The 22425-nt window shown below is 59.4% G+C and carries 15 protein-coding genes; 14 read left to right on the top strand and 1 reads right to left on the bottom strand.

Features of this window, described 5'->3' with window-relative positions:
- Positions 1-154 precede the first annotated feature (154 nt).
- Genes ABJN75_RS18740 through ABJN75_RS18705 form a run of 8 tightly spaced genes read left to right on the top strand, consistent with a single transcriptional unit; the run spans position 155 to position 8713 of the window.
- The gene (locus tag ABJN75_RS18740) at positions 155-1549 is read left to right on the top strand and encodes a lyase family protein (RefSeq protein WP_348441116.1); all 1395 of its coding nucleotides are present in this window, start codon (positions 155-157) and stop codon (positions 1547-1549) included.
- Entirely contained in the window at positions 1542-2669 is a 1128-nt protein-coding gene (locus ABJN75_RS18735) for a mandelate racemase/muconate lactonizing enzyme family protein (RefSeq protein WP_348441115.1), read from the top strand. Before ABJN75_RS18740 ends, ABJN75_RS18735 begins: the two co-directional genes overlap by 8 nt.
- 40 nt (positions 2670-2709) lie before the next feature.
- Positions 2710-3192: a tripartite tricarboxylate transporter TctB family protein gene (locus ABJN75_RS18730; RefSeq protein WP_348441114.1), complete on the top strand. Its 483-nt coding sequence runs from the start codon at positions 2710-2712 to the stop codon at positions 3190-3192.
- A gap of 41 nt (positions 3193-3233) precedes the next feature.
- Positions 3234-4238: a tripartite tricarboxylate transporter substrate binding protein gene (locus ABJN75_RS18725; protein ID WP_348441113.1), complete on the top strand. Its 1005-nt coding sequence runs from the start codon at positions 3234-3236 to the stop codon at positions 4236-4238.
- Positions 4239-4250: 12 nt separating this feature from the next.
- The gene (locus ABJN75_RS18720) at positions 4251-5792 is read left to right on the top strand and encodes a tripartite tricarboxylate transporter permease (protein WP_348441112.1); all 1542 of its coding nucleotides are present in this window, start codon (positions 4251-4253) and stop codon (positions 5790-5792) included.
- Complete coding sequence (locus tag ABJN75_RS18715; protein ID WP_348441111.1) at positions 5785-6933, top strand: mandelate racemase/muconate lactonizing enzyme family protein; 1149 nt, start codon at positions 5785-5787, stop codon at positions 6931-6933. Before ABJN75_RS18720 ends, ABJN75_RS18715 begins: the two co-directional genes overlap by 8 nt.
- A gap of 6 nt (positions 6934-6939) precedes the next feature.
- On the top strand, positions 6940-7746 hold the full coding sequence (locus tag ABJN75_RS18710) for a sulfite exporter TauE/SafE family protein (RefSeq protein WP_348441110.1): 807 nt from the start codon (positions 6940-6942) through the stop codon (positions 7744-7746).
- A gap of 49 nt (positions 7747-7795) precedes the next feature.
- Positions 7796-8713 (top strand): helix-turn-helix domain-containing protein, encoded by a 918-nt coding sequence (locus ABJN75_RS18705; protein WP_348441109.1) that lies wholly within the window; start codon positions 7796-7798, stop codon positions 8711-8713.
- Positions 8714-9040: 327 nt separating this feature from the next.
- On the opposite strand, the gene ABJN75_RS18700 is transcribed toward ABJN75_RS18705, so the two are convergent.
- Complete coding sequence (locus tag ABJN75_RS18700) at positions 9041-9724, bottom strand: fumarylacetoacetate hydrolase family protein (RefSeq protein ID WP_348441108.1); 684 nt, start codon at positions 9722-9724, stop codon at positions 9041-9043.
- A gap of 160 nt (positions 9725-9884) precedes the next feature.
- Between ABJN75_RS18700 and ABJN75_RS18695 the strand changes: the two genes are divergently transcribed.
- From ABJN75_RS18695 to ABJN75_RS18670, 6 genes are all read left to right on the top strand, one after another.
- Positions 9885-10583, top strand: a complete 699-nt coding sequence (locus ABJN75_RS18695; RefSeq protein ID WP_348441107.1) for a FadR/GntR family transcriptional regulator — start codon at positions 9885-9887, stop codon at positions 10581-10583.
- Between the two features lie 87 nt (positions 10584-10670).
- Positions 10671-10835, top strand: coding sequence for a hypothetical protein (locus ABJN75_RS18690; protein WP_348441106.1), 165 nt, complete (start codon positions 10671-10673; stop codon positions 10833-10835).
- A 114-nt stretch (positions 10836-10949) separates the two neighbouring features.
- Positions 10950-11495, top strand: a complete 546-nt coding sequence (locus ABJN75_RS18685; RefSeq protein WP_348441105.1) for a cupin domain-containing protein — start codon at positions 10950-10952, stop codon at positions 11493-11495.
- 7 nt (positions 11496-11502) lie between these two features.
- The gene (locus ABJN75_RS18680) at positions 11503-12264 is read left to right on the top strand and encodes a sulfite exporter TauE/SafE family protein (protein ID WP_348441104.1); all 762 of its coding nucleotides are present in this window, start codon (positions 11503-11505) and stop codon (positions 12262-12264) included.
- 489 nt (positions 12265-12753) lie between these two features.
- Positions 12754-13695: a universal stress protein gene (locus tag ABJN75_RS18675; protein ID WP_348441103.1), complete on the top strand. Its 942-nt coding sequence runs from the start codon at positions 12754-12756 to the stop codon at positions 13693-13695.
- Between the two features lie 89 nt (positions 13696-13784).
- A complete protein-coding gene (locus ABJN75_RS18670; protein ID WP_348441102.1) occupies positions 13785-22133 on the top strand; it encodes a glucoamylase family protein in 8349 nt (2782 codons plus the stop codon).
- The last annotated feature ends 292 nt before the right edge of the window (positions 22134-22425 follow it).

Raw genomic sequence — 22425 nt, 5'->3', positions numbered from 1 at the left:
TTGGCTCCTGTGGTTTTTTCGCCGTCAATGGCACGGGCAATATTGCCGTGCAGTCAGAGGCATGATAGGTCATCAGGTAAGAGTAGTCCAGAATAGACTACTAAAACTGAAAGTCCGGGAGAGTAAGGCTTGATGCCCGGGGAGGTCTACCTGCATGACGATCAGCCTTTGGGATTCCGCGCTGTTTCGCGACATGGTGTCGACCGCTCAGATGCGTGCGGTGTTCTGTGATGAATCTCGAATTCGCGCTTGGCTGGAAGTACTGTCCGCCCAGGCCGAAATTCAGGGTATGGCCGGGATTATCCCGAGCGAGAGCGCTGCCGAGATCGTCGCGGCGGCCACTTGCCTGCAACTCGATCCCGAAGAAACAGTCAAGGAAATCGCCGAAGAGGCCGCCCGTGTTGGCCGGCCCGTTCTGCCGCTGGTCCGTCGCCTTTCTGCGGCGTGTCCGGGGCAGGCGGGTGAATGGGTCCATTTTCACGGCACGACGCAGGACATCCTCGATACCGGGGCGGCTCTGCAGCAGGCGCGAGCCATGGCGCTGGTGCAGGCCGAGCTGATTGGGGTGACGGCAGCACTTTGTGATTTGGCGGAGCTCCATGCCACCACGGCCATGGCGGGCCGGACCAACGGGCGCCATGCGCGGCCAGTTACCTTCGGCTTCAAGGTGGCCGGCTGGGCAGTGGAGCTTTGGCGGGCCTCCGAGCGTCTGTCGGAAATCTCCGAGCGGGCGCTCTGCGGCCAGTTCGGTGGCGCCGTGGGAAGCTTTGCACCGCCTGCGCCGGGCGGTCCCAGGGAGCGGAGCGCGCTGATGATGGCTTTGGGGCTTTCCGAGCCCGGCATCGCTTGGCAAGCGGCGCGTGACCGTCCTGCGGAACTGGTTTCGGGACTGGCGTTGCTCTGTGCCGCGCTGGGGCGTCTGGGTTCCGATATCGGGCGAATGTCTGCTGAAGAAATGGGTGAACTGGACATAGTCGATCCCGATGGGGCGTCCGGCCTCTCAAGCGCGATGCCGCACAAGCGCAATCCCCGGGATCTCGAAATCCTCGGCGCGGTTGCTACCATGTCAGCGGGGCTGCCCTCCATCATGCTGAACGCGATGAGTCGACAGGTGGATGAGCGTCATGGCGCGGGATGGATCCCGGAATGGGAGGTTGTGCCACAGGCATTCTTGCTTGCTTCAGGCGGGCTGGCCGCCGCGCAGCGGGTTCTGTCGCATCTTGTGGTGAATGCAGAGCGGATGCGGCAGAATTTGGAGCGCGGGCACCTTGGTGTCGAGGCGGATCGGCTCATGACCTCACTCGCTCCGGTGATCGGCGAGCGTGCGGCGCATGATCTGGTGCAGGCGGCCTGTGCCGATGAGGCGGTGCGCCGATCGCCGAAGTTGCTGCTGACCGCAGTCCAGGCTTGCGCGGCGGACAGGGGAATTGAGCTGGGCGATGTCCCAAATCCTGAAGCAGGGCCCCCGCAGACAGGACTCGCGGAGCAGGAGTGTCTGAATGTTCTGCGCTGCCTGCGGCAGACAATGATGAAAGCCGACCATGTCTGATCCGGTAATTCTTTCCGTCCATCCGCGTACAGTCGATGTTTCCCCGAAAACGAGCTGGAGTTTTGTGGAGATTGCCACTGACGACGGTCTGGTTGGCACCGGCGAAGCGACGGTAAACGGAAGTGCTGACGACTTGAAAAAGGCGGCGTGGGCGATGCAGGACATCCTCAAAGGTCGCCCGGCGTCACAGATCACGGTTGCTGCCGCTACGGCAGCGGGGTCGCTTGACGGGTTTACCGGGCGCGCCATGTCCTGTGCGTCCGAGCAGGCGCTTTGGGATATTGCGGCGCAACGCGCCGGTCGTCCGCTATACGATCTGCTGGGTGGTGCGGTGCGCCAGCGGATTCCGATGTATGCAAACATCAACCGCGCTCCACGCGAGCGCACCCCACAGGCGTTTGCCCAGGCAGCGCGCAAGGCAGTCGACGCAGGTTATCGATACATCAAGATGGCGCCGTTCGACGAGGTCGATGTCAGGCAGGATCCTGCGGGATGCGTGACCTCGATGCAGCCGGGACTCGATCGGCTCGCGGCGGTTCAGCAGATCATCGGTGGCGAAGCACAGCTTATGGTCGATGCGCACTGGCGCTTCGACGCGGCGTCGGCCATGCGGCTGATTGCAGCTGCCGCGGAGCTGGGGTTGGTCTGGGTGGAATGCCCGATCCCGGAAACCGCCGCGGCGATCGAGACGATTCGTCGCCTTCGGGCGGAGGCGAACCGTCGCGGCATGTGGCTGGCCGGCTGCGAACGCGAAACCTCGTTGGCGAATCTGTTGCCCTACCTTCAGGGCGGTTGCTACGACGTCGTCATGCCGGATGTGAAGTATGTCGGCGGCGTGACGGCCCTTCTGGCTTCCGTACGCCTTGCTGCCGCCTTCGGGGCCCGTGTCGCTCCGCACAATCCGACGGGGCCCGTCTGTCACATGGCCAGCCTGCATGTCAGCGCTGCCGCGCCACAGGACGGATTTCTGATGCTTGAACATCAACTGGGTGAAAGCCCGCTGTTCTTTGATGCGGTCACGGGGAGTGTGCCCGCTGCGACCGGCCTGTCACAGGGGACTTGCGATCTGCCGTCCGGGCCGGGTCTGGGCGTAGCACTACGGGAGGAGTTTTGTAGATGACAGCTTCTAAAACCAACGCTGATATGATAGTAGTACAATTATGACTACCAAAATTGAAAGCGAATCCGTTTCTGCAGGCAGGTGGCACCTCGGAAGGCGCGCGCGGGACATCCTGTCTGGCGCAGTGGTGACCTTGTTTGCAGTGGTGATCTATCTCCAGGCAGGCGGTCTGCCCAAAGGTGCTGCCAGCTTTCCCCGAGGTATCGCGATCGTTCTGGGGCTCAGCGGGTTGCTGCTTATTCTTCGCAGTTTGCGCATGGCGCGAACCGGCAAGGCCGAGGTCTCCGGTTATTCCTGGAAATTGTTCGCGATCGCGGTTCCGCTCTGGTGTGCAACCGTCTGGCTGATCCGTCCGCTCGATTTCTTTATCGTTGCGCCAGTCTTCATGGCGATCCTGTCCTGGGTCATGTCAGGCGTACCGCGCACGGCAGTCGGCGTGCTGCGTGCCGTAGCGTTCGGAATCGTAATGAGCGCGGGAATATGGGCGGTCTTCGTCCAGGTGCTCGGGGTGTCGCTGCCGTGACGTGAACGGTCTTATCAACAATCAACGAAGGGAGAGAGAATATGACTGGTATACTTCAGAAAATGACAAGGCGCGCATTCAGTGCCGGATTGGGAGCCGCCGCGTTGGGTGCGGTGAGCTTTGCCGCCCCTGCCACCGCGCAGGATTACTCGGACTATCCATCCAAGCCTATCACAGTGGTGGTTGGCTGGAACGCCGGGGGTGGATCCGACATTTTCGCCCGTGTCGTCGCGAAATATTCGGAGAAATATCTTGGCGAGCGTTTCGTCATCGTCAACAAGCCCGGTGGCGGCGGACAGGTTGCGCTCAACGAACTGGTGAGCCGGACCGAACCCGACGGCTATACGCTGGCCGTGGCCATCGCGCCCAACATGATCTACCAGCCGCAATTGCGTCCTGAAGGTCAGGAGGGCTACCAGTTTGACGATCTTGTCCAGATCGGTACGCCGGTGCGCGTTCCTTCTGGCTTCATGGTGCGAAACGACAGCCCATTCCAGACTTTTGACGATCTGGTCAAATACGCCAAGGAGCATCCGGGAGAAGTCCTGGTTGGAATGAATGGCGCCCGCTCGGGCGGCAACGGTCTGCTTCTGATGGTCGAGAAAGCTGCCGGTATTGATCTCACCGAGGTCAGCTACCAGGGCGGGTCCCAGCAGTTGAAGGCGGTTCTTGGGGCTGAGGTCCAGGTGCTCAACACCAATGCGATGCATCAGGTCTCCCATAAAGATCAGTTGCGCCCGTTGGGCTTTGCTGGCCAGAAGCGATATCCGCTCGCCGAGGACGCCCCCACGTTTCTTGAGCAGGGCTACGACATCATCGACTATGTCACCCGCGGTCTCGTTGCGCCTCCAGGCACGCCCGAGCCCATCGTCGAGCATCTGCGCGCAGGCATGATCGAGATGGCAAAGGATCCCGAATTCAAGGACGATCTTGCAAACAACGGACTGGCGCTGGACTTCATGACAGCCGAGGACGTCAAGGCCTATGTCGACAGCTTCATCAAGAACCAGTCATGGGTTTTCGACATCTTCAGGCAACAGGGCTGAGGGACGGCTTTGATGGGAGATTTTCTGCCGGAAGGACTTCCCGCGTTGATGGCCGGGCTTCTGACTTTTCAGAAGCTTGGCCTCATCGTACTCGGTGTCGCTGTCGGCTTGATCGGCGGCGCACTTCCGGGGATCAGCGCCTCGGTCGCGATCGCGCTGGTTCTGCCGTTGACGTTCACGCTTGATCCAACCTCGGCGCTGATCTTGCTGGGGGCCATCTATATGGCGGCGGAATACGGTGGTTCGGTCTCAGCCATCCTTATCAACACACCAGGCACTCCCGCGGCGATCTGTACGGCACTTGATGGCCATCCAATGGCAGTCGAGGGCCGCGCCCGGGAAGCGCTTTATGTGGCCGTGATAGCCTCCTCCATCGGCGGGCTTTTCGGGGTTGCCATCCTGCTGCTGTTCACGCCACCGCTTGCGGCCTTTTCTCTGGTATTCGGCGCACCCGAGATGTTCTGGCTGGCTGTGGCGGGGCTTGCCGTAGTCTGCAACCTGGCCGCCGACAATTTCCTCAAGGGCGTGATTGCTGCCGGCATCGGCCTCTGGATAGCAACCATCGGCCAGGATCCTGCGACGGGTTTTTATCGCTACACGTTTGGCAGCTACGATCTGGAGGGCGGGGTCGAACTGGTCCCTGCGCTGCTCGGCTTTTTCGCCGTTGCGCAGATGCTGACGCTTTTGGGTACAAAGGAAGGAACCATAGCAAAGGTCGTTTCGCAAGCTGGTGCATTGCGAAAGGCCATCGCACTTCCTTTCAATCAGCCGTTCCTTGTGCTCAGATCGAGCCTGATCGGCGTCATCGTTGGCATCCTGCCGGGGGCAGGGGCTTCAATCGCGAGCTTTGTCTCTTATGGGGAGGCGAAGCGCTTCTCCCGCAATTCCGAGAAATTTGGCAAAGGCGCGGCGGAGGGCATTTTCGCCTCCGAATCCGCCAACAACGCAATGGTGGGCGGATCGCTCGTGCCGCTTTTGGCGCTCGGCATCCCCGGCTCGGCAAGCGCGGCAATTCTCTTCGGCGCGCTGACGATGAACGGCCTCGTACCGGGGCCGCAACTCTTCGCAGAGCGGGGCGATATCGCCTATAGCTTCATCCTGAGTTTCATCCCCATCGTGCTGGTCATGTTGCTTATGGGCCTGTTCTCCTCGCGCATCTACGCCGCAGTGCTGCGGGTCAAGGTCAACATGATCGTTCCGGCAGTACTGGTCCTGGCGATCATTGGCTCCTATGCGGTCCGAAACAGCCTGTTTGATGTCTGGATCACGGGTATCTGCGGGTTGGGCGGGTTCTTCTTGATGCGCTTCGGCTTTTCGCTGCCACCGCTGATCTTGGGCATGGTGCTGGGACCTCTTGCGGAAGACAATTTTCGCCGCGCCCTGGTGCTTTCCAGCGTCAGCGATTCCACGATGGAATACTTCGTGACGCGACCGATCAGCCTCGTGCTGATGGTGGTAACATTGCTGATGGTCGTCTCGGCGTTCTGGCAGGAAATCCGGCGCCGCCGCAGCATCAGGGACAACGCGGTGACGATGGAGAGTTCTGATGGATGACTCGCTGTCAATCGCTCGACTGGAAGCTTTCGTCTTTCGCGCCCCGATTGCCGAACCCAGGAAAAATGCGTTCGGCGCCCAGACGGACCGCCCCGCCGTCTTGATCCGGCTTGTCGATACCGATGGTGTGGAGGGCTGGGGCGAAGTCTTCTGCAATTGGCCCTCCGTCGCCGCCGAACACCGGGCGCGTCTGACCCATTCACTCTTCCGGCCTCTCGTCGAACACCGGCGGTTTGCTGATCCTGCCGCAATGTTCCGCGAGTTGACGCAGCGCACCGCGCGCATGCGGCTGCAATCGGATGAGCGAGGTCCATTCGATCAGACCATCGCGGGTATCGACATTGCCGCGTGGGATCTTCTGGCACGCCGCAAGGCCCAGCCACTGTGGCGGGTCCTGGCTGCGGATGATGCAGCCAAGGGCGCACCGGCGGGGTTGGAAGTATATGCCAGCGGACTTGCCCCGGCCACTGCGGAGTTTCTGGCGGAAGCCGCAAGTGCCAAAGGGTTTAAAGCGGTGAAGCTCAAGGTGGGCTTTTCCCTCAAAGAGGACATTGACTGCCTCAATCGACTTCGCCGCCGGCATGGGGCCGACTTTGGTCTGATGGCCGATTCAAATCAGGCATGGAGCGTGGATGAGGCCGTCAAGTGGCTCGATGCGGCCGAGGGGGTGGGCCTCCAATTCATGGAAGAGCCCATTGCCGCTGATTCTCCCTTCACGGACTGGAGAGAGCTTAGCCGTCGCAGCGCCACCCCACTGGCCACAGGAGAGAACCTGCGGGGCGAGGAAATGTTTCAGGGCGTGATCGAACAAGGCGGCGTCCGCGTAATCCAGCCCGATGTCATAAAATGGGGTGGATTCAGCCTTCTGCGCGGAGTGATCTGCCGCGGCCGCGCTGCCGGTGCGCAGATAGCGCCGCACTACCTTGCAGGCGGTATCGGGCTGTTGGCCACCGCGCATCTGATGGCCGCCTGCGCGCCCGATGGACGGCTGGAGGTCGATGTGAGTGACAATCCCCTGCGCGACGGCATGACTGCCGCGCCGCCCGATTTGCGGGACGGCAGACTTTACTTGCCCGAGGGGCCGGGCCTGGGCGCAGTGCCGGAACTGGCGTCGCTGAAGGCATACAGAGTGGCGGCTTGACATGGTATGCTGACCTTTCTTGAGGCCTATGACGCCGTTCCTTTCGCCGGCATGCCAGGCTGGACCGTAGCTGCGGTGATAGGCATATATGTTTTTTCCTTTTTCGTTCGCGGCGCTGCGGGATTCGGTTCAGCGATGCCCGCGGTGCTGCTGTCCTCCTGGCTGATGCCTGCGCATCACGCGGTCATCCTGGCGCTGCTGGCGGGGCTCGTCTCTCAGGCGCAGTTTCTGGCACAAGGCGTCCGGGGCGCGGACTGGGTGGTGGCTCGCTCGGTGGTGTTTTCGCTGATGATCAGCATCACCGCAGGTGTGCTGCTTTTCGAACGGCTCGACGCTGACTGGTTGTTGCTCTTGCTGGGGCTGATCTGTATGGCGCTCGTCACTGTCGTCCGGCCACCAATGGTGGACAGGTTTGTTACCGTGTGGGGACCGGGCGCCGGGATTGTCGCCGGCGCGATATCAGGTTTTGTCGGCACCGTGGTGGGGGCAGGCGGGATGTATCTCCTGGTCGTATACCTCCGCCACGTGTGCACGCTGCCGGCCCGTTTGCGGGCAACCAATATCGTGGTCAGCGCCGTGTTTTTGGCATGGCGCGCATTTGTCGCGGCACTGGCAGGTCTCATCTCCCTGCAGTTTCTCTCAGAGGTCGTGTTACTGGTTCCCGCGATCGTGTTTGGGGGCTGGCTCGGAGGGCGCTGGTTCCGTAGTCTCGACCCGGTGAGGTTCGCACAGTTTCTGCAGGTGATTCTTTCGATCGCTTCCCTCGGACTTGTCGTCAGGGGCGGACTGCGCATACTTTCGAACGCCGGATAGGGTATTCGCTCGCAATCGGTCGAATGTCCAATACCTGAGGAATCTATGAATGGCGAGAAAAGGCAAACCTGTCGTTAGCAAGGCTGCGCGCCCCGAGGACGCGGCTTCGGGTGATCTCGTCTTCATGCTCGAACGGCTGAACTTCACCGACGTCGAAGCCAAGGCCTATGTGGCGCTTTCCTCCAATAGTCCGGCCACAGCCTATCAGATTGCCCAGATGACGGGCCTGCCCAGACCCAATGTCTACAACGCTGTGGGCGGGCTGGTTGCCAAAGGCGCGTTGCAGCAGATCTCGGACAGCCCGGTGCGCTACATCCCGCGCGACCCTGGTGAATTCTTCACCAATATTTCGCGATCAACGTTCGAACTTTGCGAGGATGTCGTTACCGAACTGCGTGACATCACGGTCGATGACGGAACCGATTACGTGGCGACGTATATCGGCCAGGTCGCCGTGGATGCAAAAGTTAGCAAGATGGTCTCGTCCGCCTATGCACGTATCTATATCAAGTCTTCGTCCCGCCTTTTGTTGCCCTATTGCGATGTGCTGCTGGAGGCCGCCGCGCGGGGCGTCGTCATTTATATCGTCGCCGCAGATCCAGGCATTTCAGAGCTGCCAGGGCACGACAATATCGTCATCATCCCGCATGAGGGAACGGGCGTGGCAACAGGAACGGCTGTGCACCACCTCCTGACTGTCTCCGCAGATTCGGACGGTATGCTGATCGCCGCATTCAATGGCGAACCGACCGCCTCCTATACCCGAAACGATGCGATCGTTTACACGATTCATACAATGATCCTGCACGAGATCTACCTGGCGGAAATTTACAAGGCTCTGGGTCCGGATCTCGAGCAACGTTTTGGTGCAAATCTTGCAGGGTTACGGCGCATCTACAGGCCCGAGAATTTGGAAAACCGCGTGCTGGAGAGATCTCGAAGACAGTGGAAGACAAAACCCTCTTGAGCGAGGTTCTGTTGCGAATTTCTCGCTACTCAGGGACCAATTTCGTCTCTCGGTGCTTTCGGGGACGGCAATGTTCAAACACCGCCAATTCGACCCAGACGGACAAGGTAATTCCAGCCCCGCCCGATAATCTTCAAGTAGGTGAAGTCCCTCTGCCGCATCTCGTTGATGGCGGTGGTTTTGTCCTTGAACTCATTGGCAGGCGTTTCGAATCCACCTGACGATAATCCATCAGTGGAAACAGGCTTTACTCAAGGGAACGTGCGGCGTGTCCGTGCGCGATAGGGGCAACCCGCCGTTCAACCGTGGTCCAGGCGGGCTGAAACATCACACCACTTTGACGGTGAGCGGGGCAAGTCCCGCAATATTGGCCACCATGACATCGCCCTTGACGATTGGCCCCACACCCGAGGGTGTGCCGGACATGATGACATCACCAGGCTGAAGTTCAAAATACTCAGAAAGGTAGGAAATCATCTCGGGAACCTTCCAGATCATCTGGTTGAGATCACCCTCCTGCCGAACTTTGCCATTGACCTGTAGCTCCACGCGTCCGTTGGAGGGGTGACCGACCTGGGCAACGGTTTGCAATGGTCCAATTGGTCCGGAGCGTTCGAAAGCCTTTCCTATTTCCCACGGGCGCCCCTTGTTCTTGGCGTCTGTCTGGAGGTCGCGCCGCGTCATGTCGAGGCAAGGCGCATAACCGTAGACGTGATCAAGCGCCTCAGCCACAGGAATATTTGTTCCGCCGGTCTTCAGTGCGACGGCCATTTCGATTTCGTAGTGCACGTCCGACGTTTTTGTCGGGTAGAGAAAATCTCCCGAACTGTCCAGATTGTCCGGGTTCTTCTGGAAAAAGAACGGTGGATCGCGGTCCGGATCGTCACCCATCTCGATGGAATGGGCGGCATAATTCCGGCCAATGCAATAGACGCGCCTGACGGGAAACTCCCCGCCACCCTGTACAGGAATTGTCGGAACTTTCGGTGCAGGTATCACGTAATCGGGCATTGAAGTCTCCCAGCTGAAATGCGTTGTCGCAATCGACATATTGCACAGATCGGAGAAAATCAATCTCAACCAATATGGATTATATGGTTGCGATTTTCGAACCAATTTGTAGTTTGGTGCCGATTGATTGGAGAAATGGTCAGCCAATGCGGAGGTCTGAATGCTCAACAGAGACGGTTTTGTTGCGGACCGCGAGGCAGCGGTCGCCGACTTGCGTGACTACATCACGTCAAGCGGTCTGAAGCCCGGCGAGAGACTGCCGGCCGAAAGAACGCTGACTGCTGAATTGGGCGTGACACGAAATACGTTGCGCAAGGCGCTCGCGGCTCTGGAGCGTGATGGCACGATTTGGCGGCATGTCGGCAAGGGTACGTTTGTCGCCGCAACCGCCGATGATCTTGACAAGATGACCCAATCGCCTGCCGAGCTTGGACAACAGCTTACGCCTTTTCGGATGATGCGGGCGCGGTTGGCGATTGAGCCTGCGATTGCGCGGGAAGCCGCAATTAATGCTTCCGGTGATGTGCTCGCGCGGCTAAGCGCCACAATACAGCGCATGCGCGGGGCGACGAGTTGGCAGCAGTACGAAGCCGAGGACGATGTGTTTCACCGTGAAGTCGCCGAAGCGAGTGACAATCTGTTGCTGCTTTCGGTGTTTGATCAACTCAACATGGTTCGGCGCGCCGTTGCCTGGGGGGCGGTCACGAGGGACTCGGCCCAGCCACCGGCGGATCACGGAAGTTTCGCCGAACACGAAGAGATCGTGCTGGCGATCACCAGCCGGGATCAGGCTGGCGCCCATGAGGCAATGCGCAAGCATTTGCGTTCGGTGGCCGAGCGGCTTTTTGGTGAAATATGAGCCGGAAAAGGGTTGGTCGGGCGACTTCGGCCTGAAATCAAATGTTCCGGGAGGGGCATGTGCCCCTGCACTTTGGCAGGAGAACCGATGAAACAGTTGTTGATGCTGCAGGCAACACCGCTTGAAATCGGCATGGCAGCCATCAGCGGGCTGGTCGGCGTGTTTTGGTGGCCGCGGGCGTGGTGGGATATTTCAGGCTGTCACTCGCGGTCTGGCAGCGGGTTGTCATCTTCGGCTCAGGCGTTGCATTGATGGATCAGGGAATTGAGTCAAATCTGTCAGGTGCGGCAGGCATCGCCATTGTCTGGGTCACCGGTTCAATCGCACTCAAGCGTGCGGCTCCGATAATTGGTTCTATGAGGAAAAATGACGATGGCATTTGAAGCCAGAAAATTCCGCCGCGTGGTCACCGGACATGATGCAAACGGTGTCGCCAAAGTGATACGCGACGATACCGCCTCATGTATCCTCCAGCGCCCGACACGGCCCGGCGTGACGCTGACCAATTTCGGGCAGCACAGCCAGTCGCCGGCACCGATGGAGAGCCATGATGATCCGGTCGAAGGCCCGCTGGTTCTGCATCCGCCAAAAAACGGTGCAGTTTTCCGGATGATGCAGTTTGATCCCGAAGATCCTGAGGTCATCGCCAACATTGACGGCAAGAAGGCATTCGCGGCGATGGGCGCCGGCGCAAATGTAGTCGAGAACGCCCGCCACCCCTATATGCACCGTACGGATTCGCTGGATTATTCCATCGTGCTGCAAGGCGAGATCTGGATGCTGATGGATGAGGAGGACGTACTGCTGAAGCAGGGCGATGTGATCATCCAGCAGGGAACCAATCACGCCTGGGCCAACCGCGGCACGGAACCCCGCATCATCATGTTTGTTCTCAATGATGCAGTGATGTAGCACGTCCATGTCTCCGCAGATCTCGTTTACTGATACCTGGGGGCTGGCAGCCATTGCGCTTGCCATGATCCTCGGCGGTATCTTGAAGGGCGCGACCGGTGCCGGAATTCCCATCATAGCCGTGCCGGTCATTGCTGCAGTCTACGATGTCAGAGTTGCGGTCGCCGTGATGGTCATCCCGAACCTGATTTCCAATCTTTGGCAGATTTTCAAGTTTCGCAAAAATCCGACAGACAAGGGGTTTTGCTGGCAATTGGCGGCTTTCGGAGCGACCGGTGCGGGTATTGGTACTGTTGCACTGGCGGAGCTGTCACCCAGCTTTTTGAGCCTTTGCATGGCCGGAATCATCATCGCCTATATTCTGCTGCGTGTTGTCAAACCAAGTGTTCAGCTTTCCATGGCCAGCGCCAAGAAATCGGTTGCGGTCGTCTCGTTGATGGGCGGCATATTGCAAGGGGCTGTCGGTGTGTCCGCACCTGCAATCGTCACGTTTCTCAACGCCATGAAACTTGCCCGTCCGGCCTTCATTTTTACCGTTTCTATCTTCTTTGCGTCGATGGCGGTGGTGCAAATTCCAACTCAGATCTACTACGGGCTTTTGACTCGTGACATCGCGACACTCGGGCTTCTTGCCTTCATCCCGCTGTTTGGTGCGCTGCCGGTTGGCGACTGGATTGGCAGGCGCATAAGCCCGAAAATATTCGACGCGCTGATCCTTACGTTTCTCGCGATCCTGGCGCTTCGCCTGATTTGCGTGGAAATATCGTGACCGTCAGCGCTCGACTGGAATACGCCGGTGGAAATCAGCGCGGTTCACCTGTCACGCGCTGACAGCTTCTGGGTATTGTGTCTTCAGGCCGGGCAAAAGCTATCGGTGTCCCGGGGCAGGATTTTCCAGAATTACGTCACCCATCCTGAAAGCAATGTCCGCTCTTCCCACATGGCTGCCTTCGTTCGTGAACATGCCTTTCCGATAGCATGGTTCAGACGCGGCGGTTTTGACATTCGTCAACGTCCATCCAACCGAAGTTCTGTAACAATTTAACCAGCGCGGCAGTGCACCAATTATTCAAAGCTGTCGGTAGAACGACTGGTGGGCCGGGGCGCGTGCGCCGGCCACAAATTGGCAATATTGTCATGCCAGTACGAGAACATCCCTGGAATTGTTGGAGGCTACCTAATGACAGCTGATTCCTCAAAGCCAGTCCGATCAGGTTCACAGGATGAGCGAATATCTGATGGAAAACCATGTGTCCTGGTGTGTATCGATCTGGCAAAGGAAACGCGGGAAATCATTCCGCCCGCCAAGGCTATTGCCAGGGCGTTGAATGCCGAGCTGGCGTTTGTCCATGTTATCAAGGCGCACGGTCGCGCCGAGGACGGATCACCCATCGATCCGGTCGAATGGGAGATCATGCGCCGTGAGGCCAAAGCCCATATGGAACGGTTTGCTCAAGAACACGCAGACGGTGACGAAACCCTGACCACACACTTGTTCGAGGGAAACTGCACCGACCAGATATGCGAGGTGATGGCAAGCAGGCCACAGGATATTGCTGTACTCGGACGGGGGCATGACGAAACCGGCGCGCATATTGGCGAAACGGCGCGTGAGATGTTGGAAAGCGGACATAATTCCCTTTTTCTGGTGCCGTTCGGTGTCGAGCCAAAGCGGAAATTTTCCAGAATCCTCGTACCGCTCGACTGTTCCAGGCGATCAGAACGCATCCTGCCGTTGGTTGAAAAGATCGCCCGGTCAGAAAGTGCCGAGGTGGTGTTGGTTCATGCCGTTCCGGAGCCGGTGCTCACCGACGCAGGGCCTAGCGAGCCCAGTGACAAGGAGCTGATTTCACAGCTCAACAAGCGCAATGAACGTGTCGCCAAGACGTATCTTGATCATCTGTCTGCACGCATTGGCGCGGGCGGAGTGCGTGTCAGGAGCCTCCTTCTCAGAGGAGGCGACATTCGCCGTCAATTGGCTGCTACAATCGAGGAGCAGGCGATAGACCTTCTGGTCCTGGCCTCACATGGACAGAGCGGTTTCGCCGATGTGGCATTCGGCGATGTCGCCAACTACCTGATCAGAACTTCGAACGTTCCGACCATGGTCATTCGGTTTGGCGGAAATACCACTGAGAAGCATGCCTTTTCGCAAGCCCGGTCGAAGGGCGCTCGCAGTCCCGGTACGCTCGCGCAATGAAACAGGAGGAACCACAGTCTCAGCCTGATTCTCTGGTTCTGGAGGCCCACGCTTTGGCCAGGTCCACTGGATATGGGCCGCCACCGCCGATGCCGCTTGATCTCCTGCAAAAGATCGATGCGCTTCCGGACTGGCTGGAAAACCTCAGACGCTTCTGCGCAGAGCCCAAGCCCGATCAGGCCCGTGCCGCTGACTGGTTGCTCGATAATGATTACCAGATTTCACGGGCCATCCGCGCAATAGGTAAGGATATGCCTGCGGCTTTTTACAACCGGCTGCATGTCATGGCAGATGGCGAATCTGCGCTTCCGCGCATCTTCAGGATTGCATATGCGATCCTCGCGGCCACGCGGTTTCAGCTCTCCGTTCCAGATGTTGTCGATTTTCTCGTCGCATACCAGAAAACCGTACCGCTGACGACGGCTGAACTCTGGGCACTGCCCTCGATGTTACGCATTGCCGGTCTGGAAATACTGGCGAATGGCTTCAAAGCGCTTGACGAGAGCCTCGAACCGCCATTCGAATCCAGTCGTTTCGTTGCAGAAAACCGGCCACCGGATCCAACTGGCAGCATATCCCAGGCGATCACCGCGATCATCGCGGTGCGCGGGATTGAATGGCGCGATGTTGTCGACAAGGCCAGCATGTCCGAGGCGCTGTTGCGCTCGGATCCGGCCAATGTTTACGCACGGATGGATTTCGAGACACGCGACAGGTACCGGCAGGCTGTCGAAATGCTCAGCACCGGCACGGGCATGGACGAAATCGCGATTATTGAAGCGGCCCTCGGGCTTGCACGAGCGGCATCCGATGATCCCCGCCGGTTTCATGTGGGATACTGGCTGATTGATGACGGTCGCCCTGAGCTTGAACGCAAGCTTGGCTTTCGCGTTTCCATTGATGAACGGTTCCGCCGTTTCGCCTTGCGACATGCTGGCAAGGCTTACGCGACCACTCTCGCGGTCTTTGTGGCGATGGCGTTGGTGTGGCCTGTGTTGCTAACGGGCAGCGGCCTGCTGGCGCAAACAGGGGGCGTGGTGTTGTCGTTGCTGCCAGCAACGCTTCTCAGCGTTACAGTCCTGCACTGGTTCATCACGCGCATCACGCAGCCTCGCCTTCTTCCAATGATGGATTTTAGCAAGAAAATCCCCGAGGACTGTCCGACCTGTGTCGTGGTGCCGGTTATCGTCAAACAGGCCGAAGAGATTGCTGACATCGTCGAACGGCTGGAAATCCGCTTCCTTTCCAACCGCGACCCGATGCTCCGCTTTGCCCTGCTTTCTGACTATGCTGACGCGCCAACCGAGCACCTTCCGCAAGATGAAGACATCAGGAACGTGCTGATAGACGCGATCCGGACGCTGAATGCACGGTACGCAGATGAGCAGGGTGATTCATTCTTCTTGCTGCATCGGTCTCGCCAGTACAATGCATCGGAAAACTGCTGGATGGGATGGGAAAGAAAGCGCGGCAAGCTGGAGCAGTTCAATGCATTCCTTCTCGATGGCAAGGCAGATGCGTTCGAATGCCTGGAAGGTGAGATCAGTCGGCTCCAGGATACGCGTTTTGTGATCACGCTCGATGCGGACACCACCTTGCCTCCGGGCTCCGCAGCCAAACTGATTGGCACGCTTGCGCATCCGCTGAACCAGGCCGTGTTTGATCCCCACACAGGCAAGGTCGTCTCCGGATACGCCATTGTCCAGCCAAGAATCGAGATCTTGCCGATCAAGGGCCCAGCTACACTGTTTTGCCGTCTCTATGCCGGCGATACGGCAATTGACATTTATTCCCGGGCCGTCTCGGACGTCTATCAGGATCTGTTTGGGACTGGGATTTTTGTCGGCAAAGGCATCTATGATGTTGCGGCTTTCAGGGAGAGCCTTGCCGGCCGTGTGCCAGAAAACGCTGTGCTCAGTCACGATCTTTTCGAAGGACTTTACGGACGTTCGGCGCTGGTAACCAATATTGTCCTCTATGAGGAATTTCCCGCGACCTATACCGAATATTCAGTCCGCCAGCACCGCTGGATCCGCGGCGACTGGCAGCTATTACCCTGGCTTGGGCGCAAGGTGCCAAGTGCGGACGGACAATCGGTTCCCAATGTTCTCTCCAGCCTCGACCGCTGGAAGATCATCGACAATCTTCGCCGCAGCCTGATTCCGCCGGCGCTGCTTCTTTTCTTCGTTGCCGGATGGTTGCTGCTGCCGGGCAGTGCCTGGGTGTGGACGGCGTTGGCAACACTGGCGCCAGGCGCCTACCTCATCGGCCAATTGCAATCGATCGTCATGGGTGATCCGCGGCGGGGATTTTTTGACGATCTCGCATTCCGCTTCGGAGAACGCTTCGGCCGCTGGTTTCTCGCAATTGTCTTCCTGGTCAGCGATACGCTGATTTCGCTCGATGCGATCGGGCGAACACTCTGGCGACTGGGTGTGAAACGGGGCCGCTTGCTGGAATGGCGGTCTGCCGCGCACGCCAGGTCCTTGCTCGGGAACGGCAGTTTGCGACTTAACACCTGGCGCATGATGTGGCCATCGACCGCTGTTGCCGCGTTACTTGCCTTGGATCTGGCAATTTACAAGACATCTGCTCTACTTCCGGCGGCGCCGATCCTGCTGCTTTGGATGCTCGCGCCGGAGATCGCGGTATGGATCGGCAAACCGCGCAAGTTCCGTCAGGAAACCTTGCACGACCGAGACCGGACCTTTCTCAGACACATCGCCCGTCGCACCTGGTTGTTTTTCGAGACCTTTGCAGGCCCGGAGGACAACTGGCTGCCGCCGGATAATTTTCAGGAAACGCCAAAGAGCGAAATAGCTCATCGGACCTCACCGACCAATATCGGGCTCTATCTCATCTCGGCAAATGCCGCGCTTGATTTAGGGTTCGTGGGGAAGTCCGATTTCGCTGTCCGTGTCCGCAACGCGATTGCAACGACCGAGAGGTTGGAATCCTATCGCGGTCACATCCTCAACTGGTTTGACACACGCAACTTGGCGCCGCTTGAACCGCGCTATGTCTCGACCGTCGACAGTGGCAATCTCGCTGTCAGCCTGATCGCGTTACGCAAGGGATGTTACGAAGCTGCAGAAGCGCCGGCGGTCAGCAAAGTGGTCTGGGATGGACTGAAATGCACTTTTGAATTGCTCTTCGAATCCGTCCGGGCGCTGCCGACGTCCAAACTGAGTGCAATCGACCGATGCGAAGCAGAAATTGAACGCGAGCTTGATCGTGCAAGCGGCCTGGAAACGAACTGGTACACCTCTCTCAGGCTTCTCGCGGATACCCACTGGCCTGCTCTCGAACGGTCGGTCGCTGCATGCATTTCTGCTTCCCCTGATGCAACTGACAGGCGTCTTGGAGAGGTCCATGCCTGGCTTGAGCGCACCCACCATCATATCCGGGCATTGACGCGCGAGGTTGAAACTCTTCTGCCTTGGAGTGCTGCAGCAGCGGAGGCACCGCAAGGAATGGAAATGGTTGGCACGGATCTGCTTGCCGTGCTGTCGCCGTTGATGCCGATGACAGAGCTTGCAGGACATAAACAGAGTGCCCTCTCGCTTATCGAGAAAGCTGGTGCGGACGAATCTTTGAGCAAACTCCACCGCGACTGGCTTGAGCGGGCAGGTGTCGCAATCGAGAGCGGTGTCGGGGCGCAACAGGCCCTTCGTGCCGACTTGCTGGACCTCGCCTCACGATGTGAGGCAATCGCCTACCGCATGGATTTCACGTTTCTCTATGATCCCGAAGCGCGATTGCTCCGGATTGGCTACAATGTCAGCACCGGCCATCTTGATGCCAATCATTATGATCTTCTGGCGACCGAAGCCCGCATTGCCAGCTACTTCGCCATCGCAAAGCACGACGTACCGATCGAACACTGGTTCGCGCTTGGTCGGCCCGTCACGCGTCTGAAGAACCGTCCGGCGGTGTTGTCCTGGAACGGCTCGATGTTTGAATACCTGATGCCGCCGATATTCTTGCCCGGGCAGCCGGATACCTTGCTGGGCGAAAGCGAGATAGCGGCAGTCGCATTCCAGCGCGGCTATTCGCGCGAGCGCGGCGTGCCGTGGGGAATATCGGAATCGGCATTCGCCACCACGGATTCGGCAGGCAACTACCAGTATCGTGCCTTTGGCGTTCCCGGGCTCGGGCTGCGCCGTGGCCTGACCGATGACCTGGTAATTGCCTCCTATGCCAGCGCCTTGGCATTGTGCTGCTGGCCCGGTGCCGCCGTGCAGAACATGCGGCATCTGCAAGAACTCGGCGCCGTCGGCCTCTACGGTTTCCATGACGCGATCGACTATACGCCAAGCCGGGTAGCTGAGGGGAGGAGCTTCAGCATTGTCGGCAATTACATGGCGCATCACCACGGCATGACCATGGCCGCGATCGGCAACGCACTTTATGGCGACATCTTTGTGCACCGGACGTTGTCGGGACGACGCATGCAAACGGTTGAACAGCTGTTGCTCGAACGTGTGCCCTGGGATGCTCCGGTTGAAAAGGGACGCCTCGATGAGGAGCGGTTTGCAGCCAAAAAGGAACACGTGGTGCATGCGCTTCCTTCCTGGGTGCCATCACGTCGGGCCATGGTGCCGCAGATGCAGATGCTCGGCAACGGGCGGATGGCGTCCTGGATAACGGCGTCCGGAGCTGGTGGCTTGATGCTGACCGACACCAGTCTGACCCGTTGGCGGCCTGATACCACCAGCTGCGGCTACGGCTACTGGATCTACATTCATGACACGCAGACCGGTGACCTCTGGTCTGCAGGGCGGTTGCCGACCGGTGTGAGAAGTCCGGATTCGACGGTCATATTCCATCAGCACATGATCGAATTCTTTCAGCGCACCCACGACATTGCCGTGCGCATGGAGGTGTCGGTATCGCCCGCCGACGATGCCGACATTCGCGAGATATCGGTCACCAACGAGAGCGGCAGGCCGCGCGTGATCGCGTTCACAAGCTATGCAGAAGTCGTTCTGGCCCCGCCGCTCGACGATGAACGTCATCCCGCTTTCAGCAAGCTCTTTGTTGCGAGCGAATATCTTGGACCGCAGCGCGGCCTGTTGTTCACACGGCGGCCGCGACGGCCGGAAATGAAGCCGCCGGTTCTGTTGCACACGCTGGTGAGCGATGGTCCGGATATCGCCATTACCGGACATGAAACCGACCGGGCGCGCTTCATTGGACGTCTGGGCAACCAGCGCAGTCCGGCAGGGCTGGAAGTCGGATTAAGCGGAACAGAGGGATCCACGCTCGATCCGGTGATGAGCCTGCAAACCGAGGTTACTCTCAAGCCGGGTGAAACCAGGCGCTTTGCATTTGTCACGATCGCCGGAACCGCGCGCGGTGAAGTCCTCGACATCGCCCAGCGCCATGCGATGGGGGCTCTCGAGCCGATCAAGCGCGATGCCGCGCGGGCGATGGCACGTGAGGTCGATCGTCTCGGCATCGCGCCGGAACGCTTGGCGGAGCTGCAGGTGCTTGCATCGCTGCTGCAGACGCCCCACCCGAATTTCCGAGAGACGCCTGCTGAAATCGACGGCAACGATGCGTGCCAGCCAGATCTTTGGCAGTTCGGTATTTCCGGCGACCATCCCATTTTGCTGTTGCGCATCACCGGCGAGACGCCCTCGCAACTGCTCGAACTGCTGGTCAAGGCGCAAACTCTATGGCTGCGAAGCGCCATGCGGTGCGATCTGGTGGTGCTGCGCAGCGAACCGGCGGGCTATGAAGCGCCGCTGCGCGAGCGGATCATGGCAATTTTACGCGAAACCGGGACTTACGCCAATCTGGGGGCGGCCGGTGGCATTCACCTGCTCAGCACGGCTGCCATGACATCCGCAACGCTTCAACGTCTGGCCGCCGCGGCAACGGTTATCCTCAACGATGATGATGTCGCGCTTGCAAGCAAGCTCGACATGGTTCTCGAGCGCCGCGCCGTGCCGCCGCAGTTCATGCCGGCCGACGCGATCCGCTATCCCGAAATTCCACAAATCGCCCGGCCGGATGAGCTGATCTTCGACAACGGAATCGGCGGTTTCGATCCGGAAAACAGCGACTACGTCATCCATCTCGGTGCAGGCGAGAAAACGCCAGCGCCATGGTGCAACGTGATCGCCAACGAGGGGTTCGGCACCATCGTCAGTGAAGCCGGACTCGGCTTCACCTGGGCTCTCAACAGCGGCGAAAATCGGGTAACACCATGGTCAAACGACCCTGTCAGCGACACGCCCGGAGAAGTCCTGTACCTGCGCGACGAACAGGATGGCGCGGTGTGGACGCCAACACCTGCGCCGCTGGGGAGTGACAGCGCTTGTCAGGTCCGCCACGGCGCGGGATGGACTGAGTGGAAACGCAACAGCCGCGGTCTCGAACAGACCGTTCGGACATTTGTACCGAATGATGATCCAGTGAAAATTGTCACCTTGAAACTGGTCAACCGCACCAGTGCTGTCCGGCGCATCACGGCGACATATTACGCAGAATGGTTGCTGGGTGCGATGGCGAGCCGCGCCAAACCTTTCACCACCTGCATCTATGACACGGAAAGCCAGGCCTTCCTGGCCGATAACGGATGGAACCCGGAATTCGCCGGCCGCGTGGCGTTCCTGACCGCCACCCTGCCAGCGCACAGCGTCACCGGCAGCCGCTATGATTTTCTTGGCAGTGAGGGGGATGTCGCTGACCCCGCGGGATTGCGGCACTGGGATCTGGGCGGACGTTTCGCGCCCGGCGGCGATGCCTGCGCGGCCTATCAGGTCCATCTCGATATCGAACCAGGGGCGACCAGCGAAGTCACCTTCGTGCTCGGGCAGGGCGCGAGCCACGCAAAGACGCTCGAGCTGGTCAAGAAGTGGCGCGTGCCCGCGCAAGCCACCCAGGCCTTTGCCGATGTTGAAGCGCTTTGGGACAAACGCCTCCACGCGGTGCAGGTCAAGACGCCTGATGCGGCGTTCGATCTGATGGTGAACCGCTGGCTGCTCTACCAGACAACCGCTTCGCGGCTGCTGGCGCGCGCCGGGTTCTATCAGGCGGGTGGTGCGTTTGGCTATCGCGACCAGCTTCAGGATGTGCTGTCGCTTCTGGTGAGCGAGCCGGAGCGGGCCCGCGCTCAGATCCTGCATGCGGCTGCGCATCAGTTCGAGGATGGAGATTCCCAGCATTGGTGGCATCCGCCTTTGGGGCGTGGCGTGCGCACGCGCTGCTCGGACGACTTCATCTGGCTCGCCTTTGTCACGGCCCGCTATATCGAGGTGACCGGTGACGATGCGATCCTGAGCGAAGCGGTGCCCTTCCTCAAGGCAGAACCGCTGAAGCCGGAAGAACAGGACCGCTACGCGCTTTTTGATGCCGGGGTGACGGCCACGCTGCTCGAGCACTGCAAGCGCGCGCTCGATAGGATGAGGAAAACCGGTTCGCATGGATTGCCGCTTATTGGCACCGGTGACTGGAACGACGGCATGGACCGGGTGGGCGACGAGGGGCGCGGCGAAAGCGTGTGGCTGGCATGGTTCCAGATCGCAACGATCAAGCGCTTCGCACCGCTTCTGGAAAAACATGGCGACAAGCGCCATGCGGCGGAGCTGGAAGCCTATGCCGACAGCCTTGCACAAGCAGTTGAGGCCAGTGCCTGGGACGGCAACTGGTATGTCCGGGCCTTTGATGATGACGGCATTCCCTGGGGCTCGCACCAGAACGATGAATGCCAGATCGACTCCATCGCGCAATCCTGGTCGGTCATCTCGGGTGCTGCGCCGGACGACCGGGCGAGGACCGCAATGGCCTCGGCCAGCTCACGGCTGGTGCATCAGGACACACGGCTGGTACAACTGCTTGATCCGCCTTTCCATGTCACCCCGCGCGACCCCGGTTACATTCGGGCCTATCCGCCTGGAATCCGCGAAAACGGTGGGCAATATACCCATTCGGCCGCATGGTTCGGGCATGCCCTGGCGGGGCTCGGCGATGGTGATGGAGCTTGGCAGGTGTTCGATATCATCAACCCTGTCCGCCGCACCCAGAGCAACAGCGGTGCACTCCATTATGAGCGCGAGCCCTATGTGCTGCCCGGCGATGTTTACGGCCCGGGACAAAATCTCGGGCTTGGCGGCTGGTCCTGGTACACAGGTGCGGCCGGCTGGACCTGGCAACTCGGCGTCGAAGCCATCCTTGGTTTGCGGGTCATGAATGGGCGCTTGGCGATTGATCCTTGCCTGCCGCGTGGGTGGGGAGGATTTACGGCGACACTCCGCACCGCAAAAGGCAGCATCGAAGTGACGGTGGAAGACCCCGACAGGCTGGGTCACGCAGACCTGGAGCTTTCCGTCGATGGCCGATCACGCAAGACGCTGGCCCCGATCCCGTTCCCGGGCGCTGGCAAAACACGGATGGTCACGGCAAGGATGCGTCAGAGAAAACTCGGCTGAGCCGGGAAGGATGGCAATAATCGTTGATGATGCAGACGCCCGCGACGATCCCAGTGTGTGGCAGAATGCGCGCTCGATGCATGGAAAACTGCGGCCTGTATCGCCTATAATTCCAGAGCCGCTGGCCTTTCCCGGCCTGGCAAACTTAATCTGATGTAGTGGATGGCGCCCTCCGACGGCATCGAGTGTGCCAAAACAGGTTTTGCTGAACCTTGAGAGGAGCCACCCACCATGGATAAGATTACGACAATTGGACTCGATATCGCAAAGAATGTCTTCCAGCTTCATGGAA

Source organism: Hoeflea sp. (genome assembly GCF_039975035.1).
Classification (GTDB): Bacteria; Pseudomonadota; Alphaproteobacteria; order Rhizobiales; family Rhizobiaceae; genus Hoeflea.
Note: the sequence above shows the minus strand (reverse complement) of the source record. Positions and strands in the feature narration are given on the sequence as shown.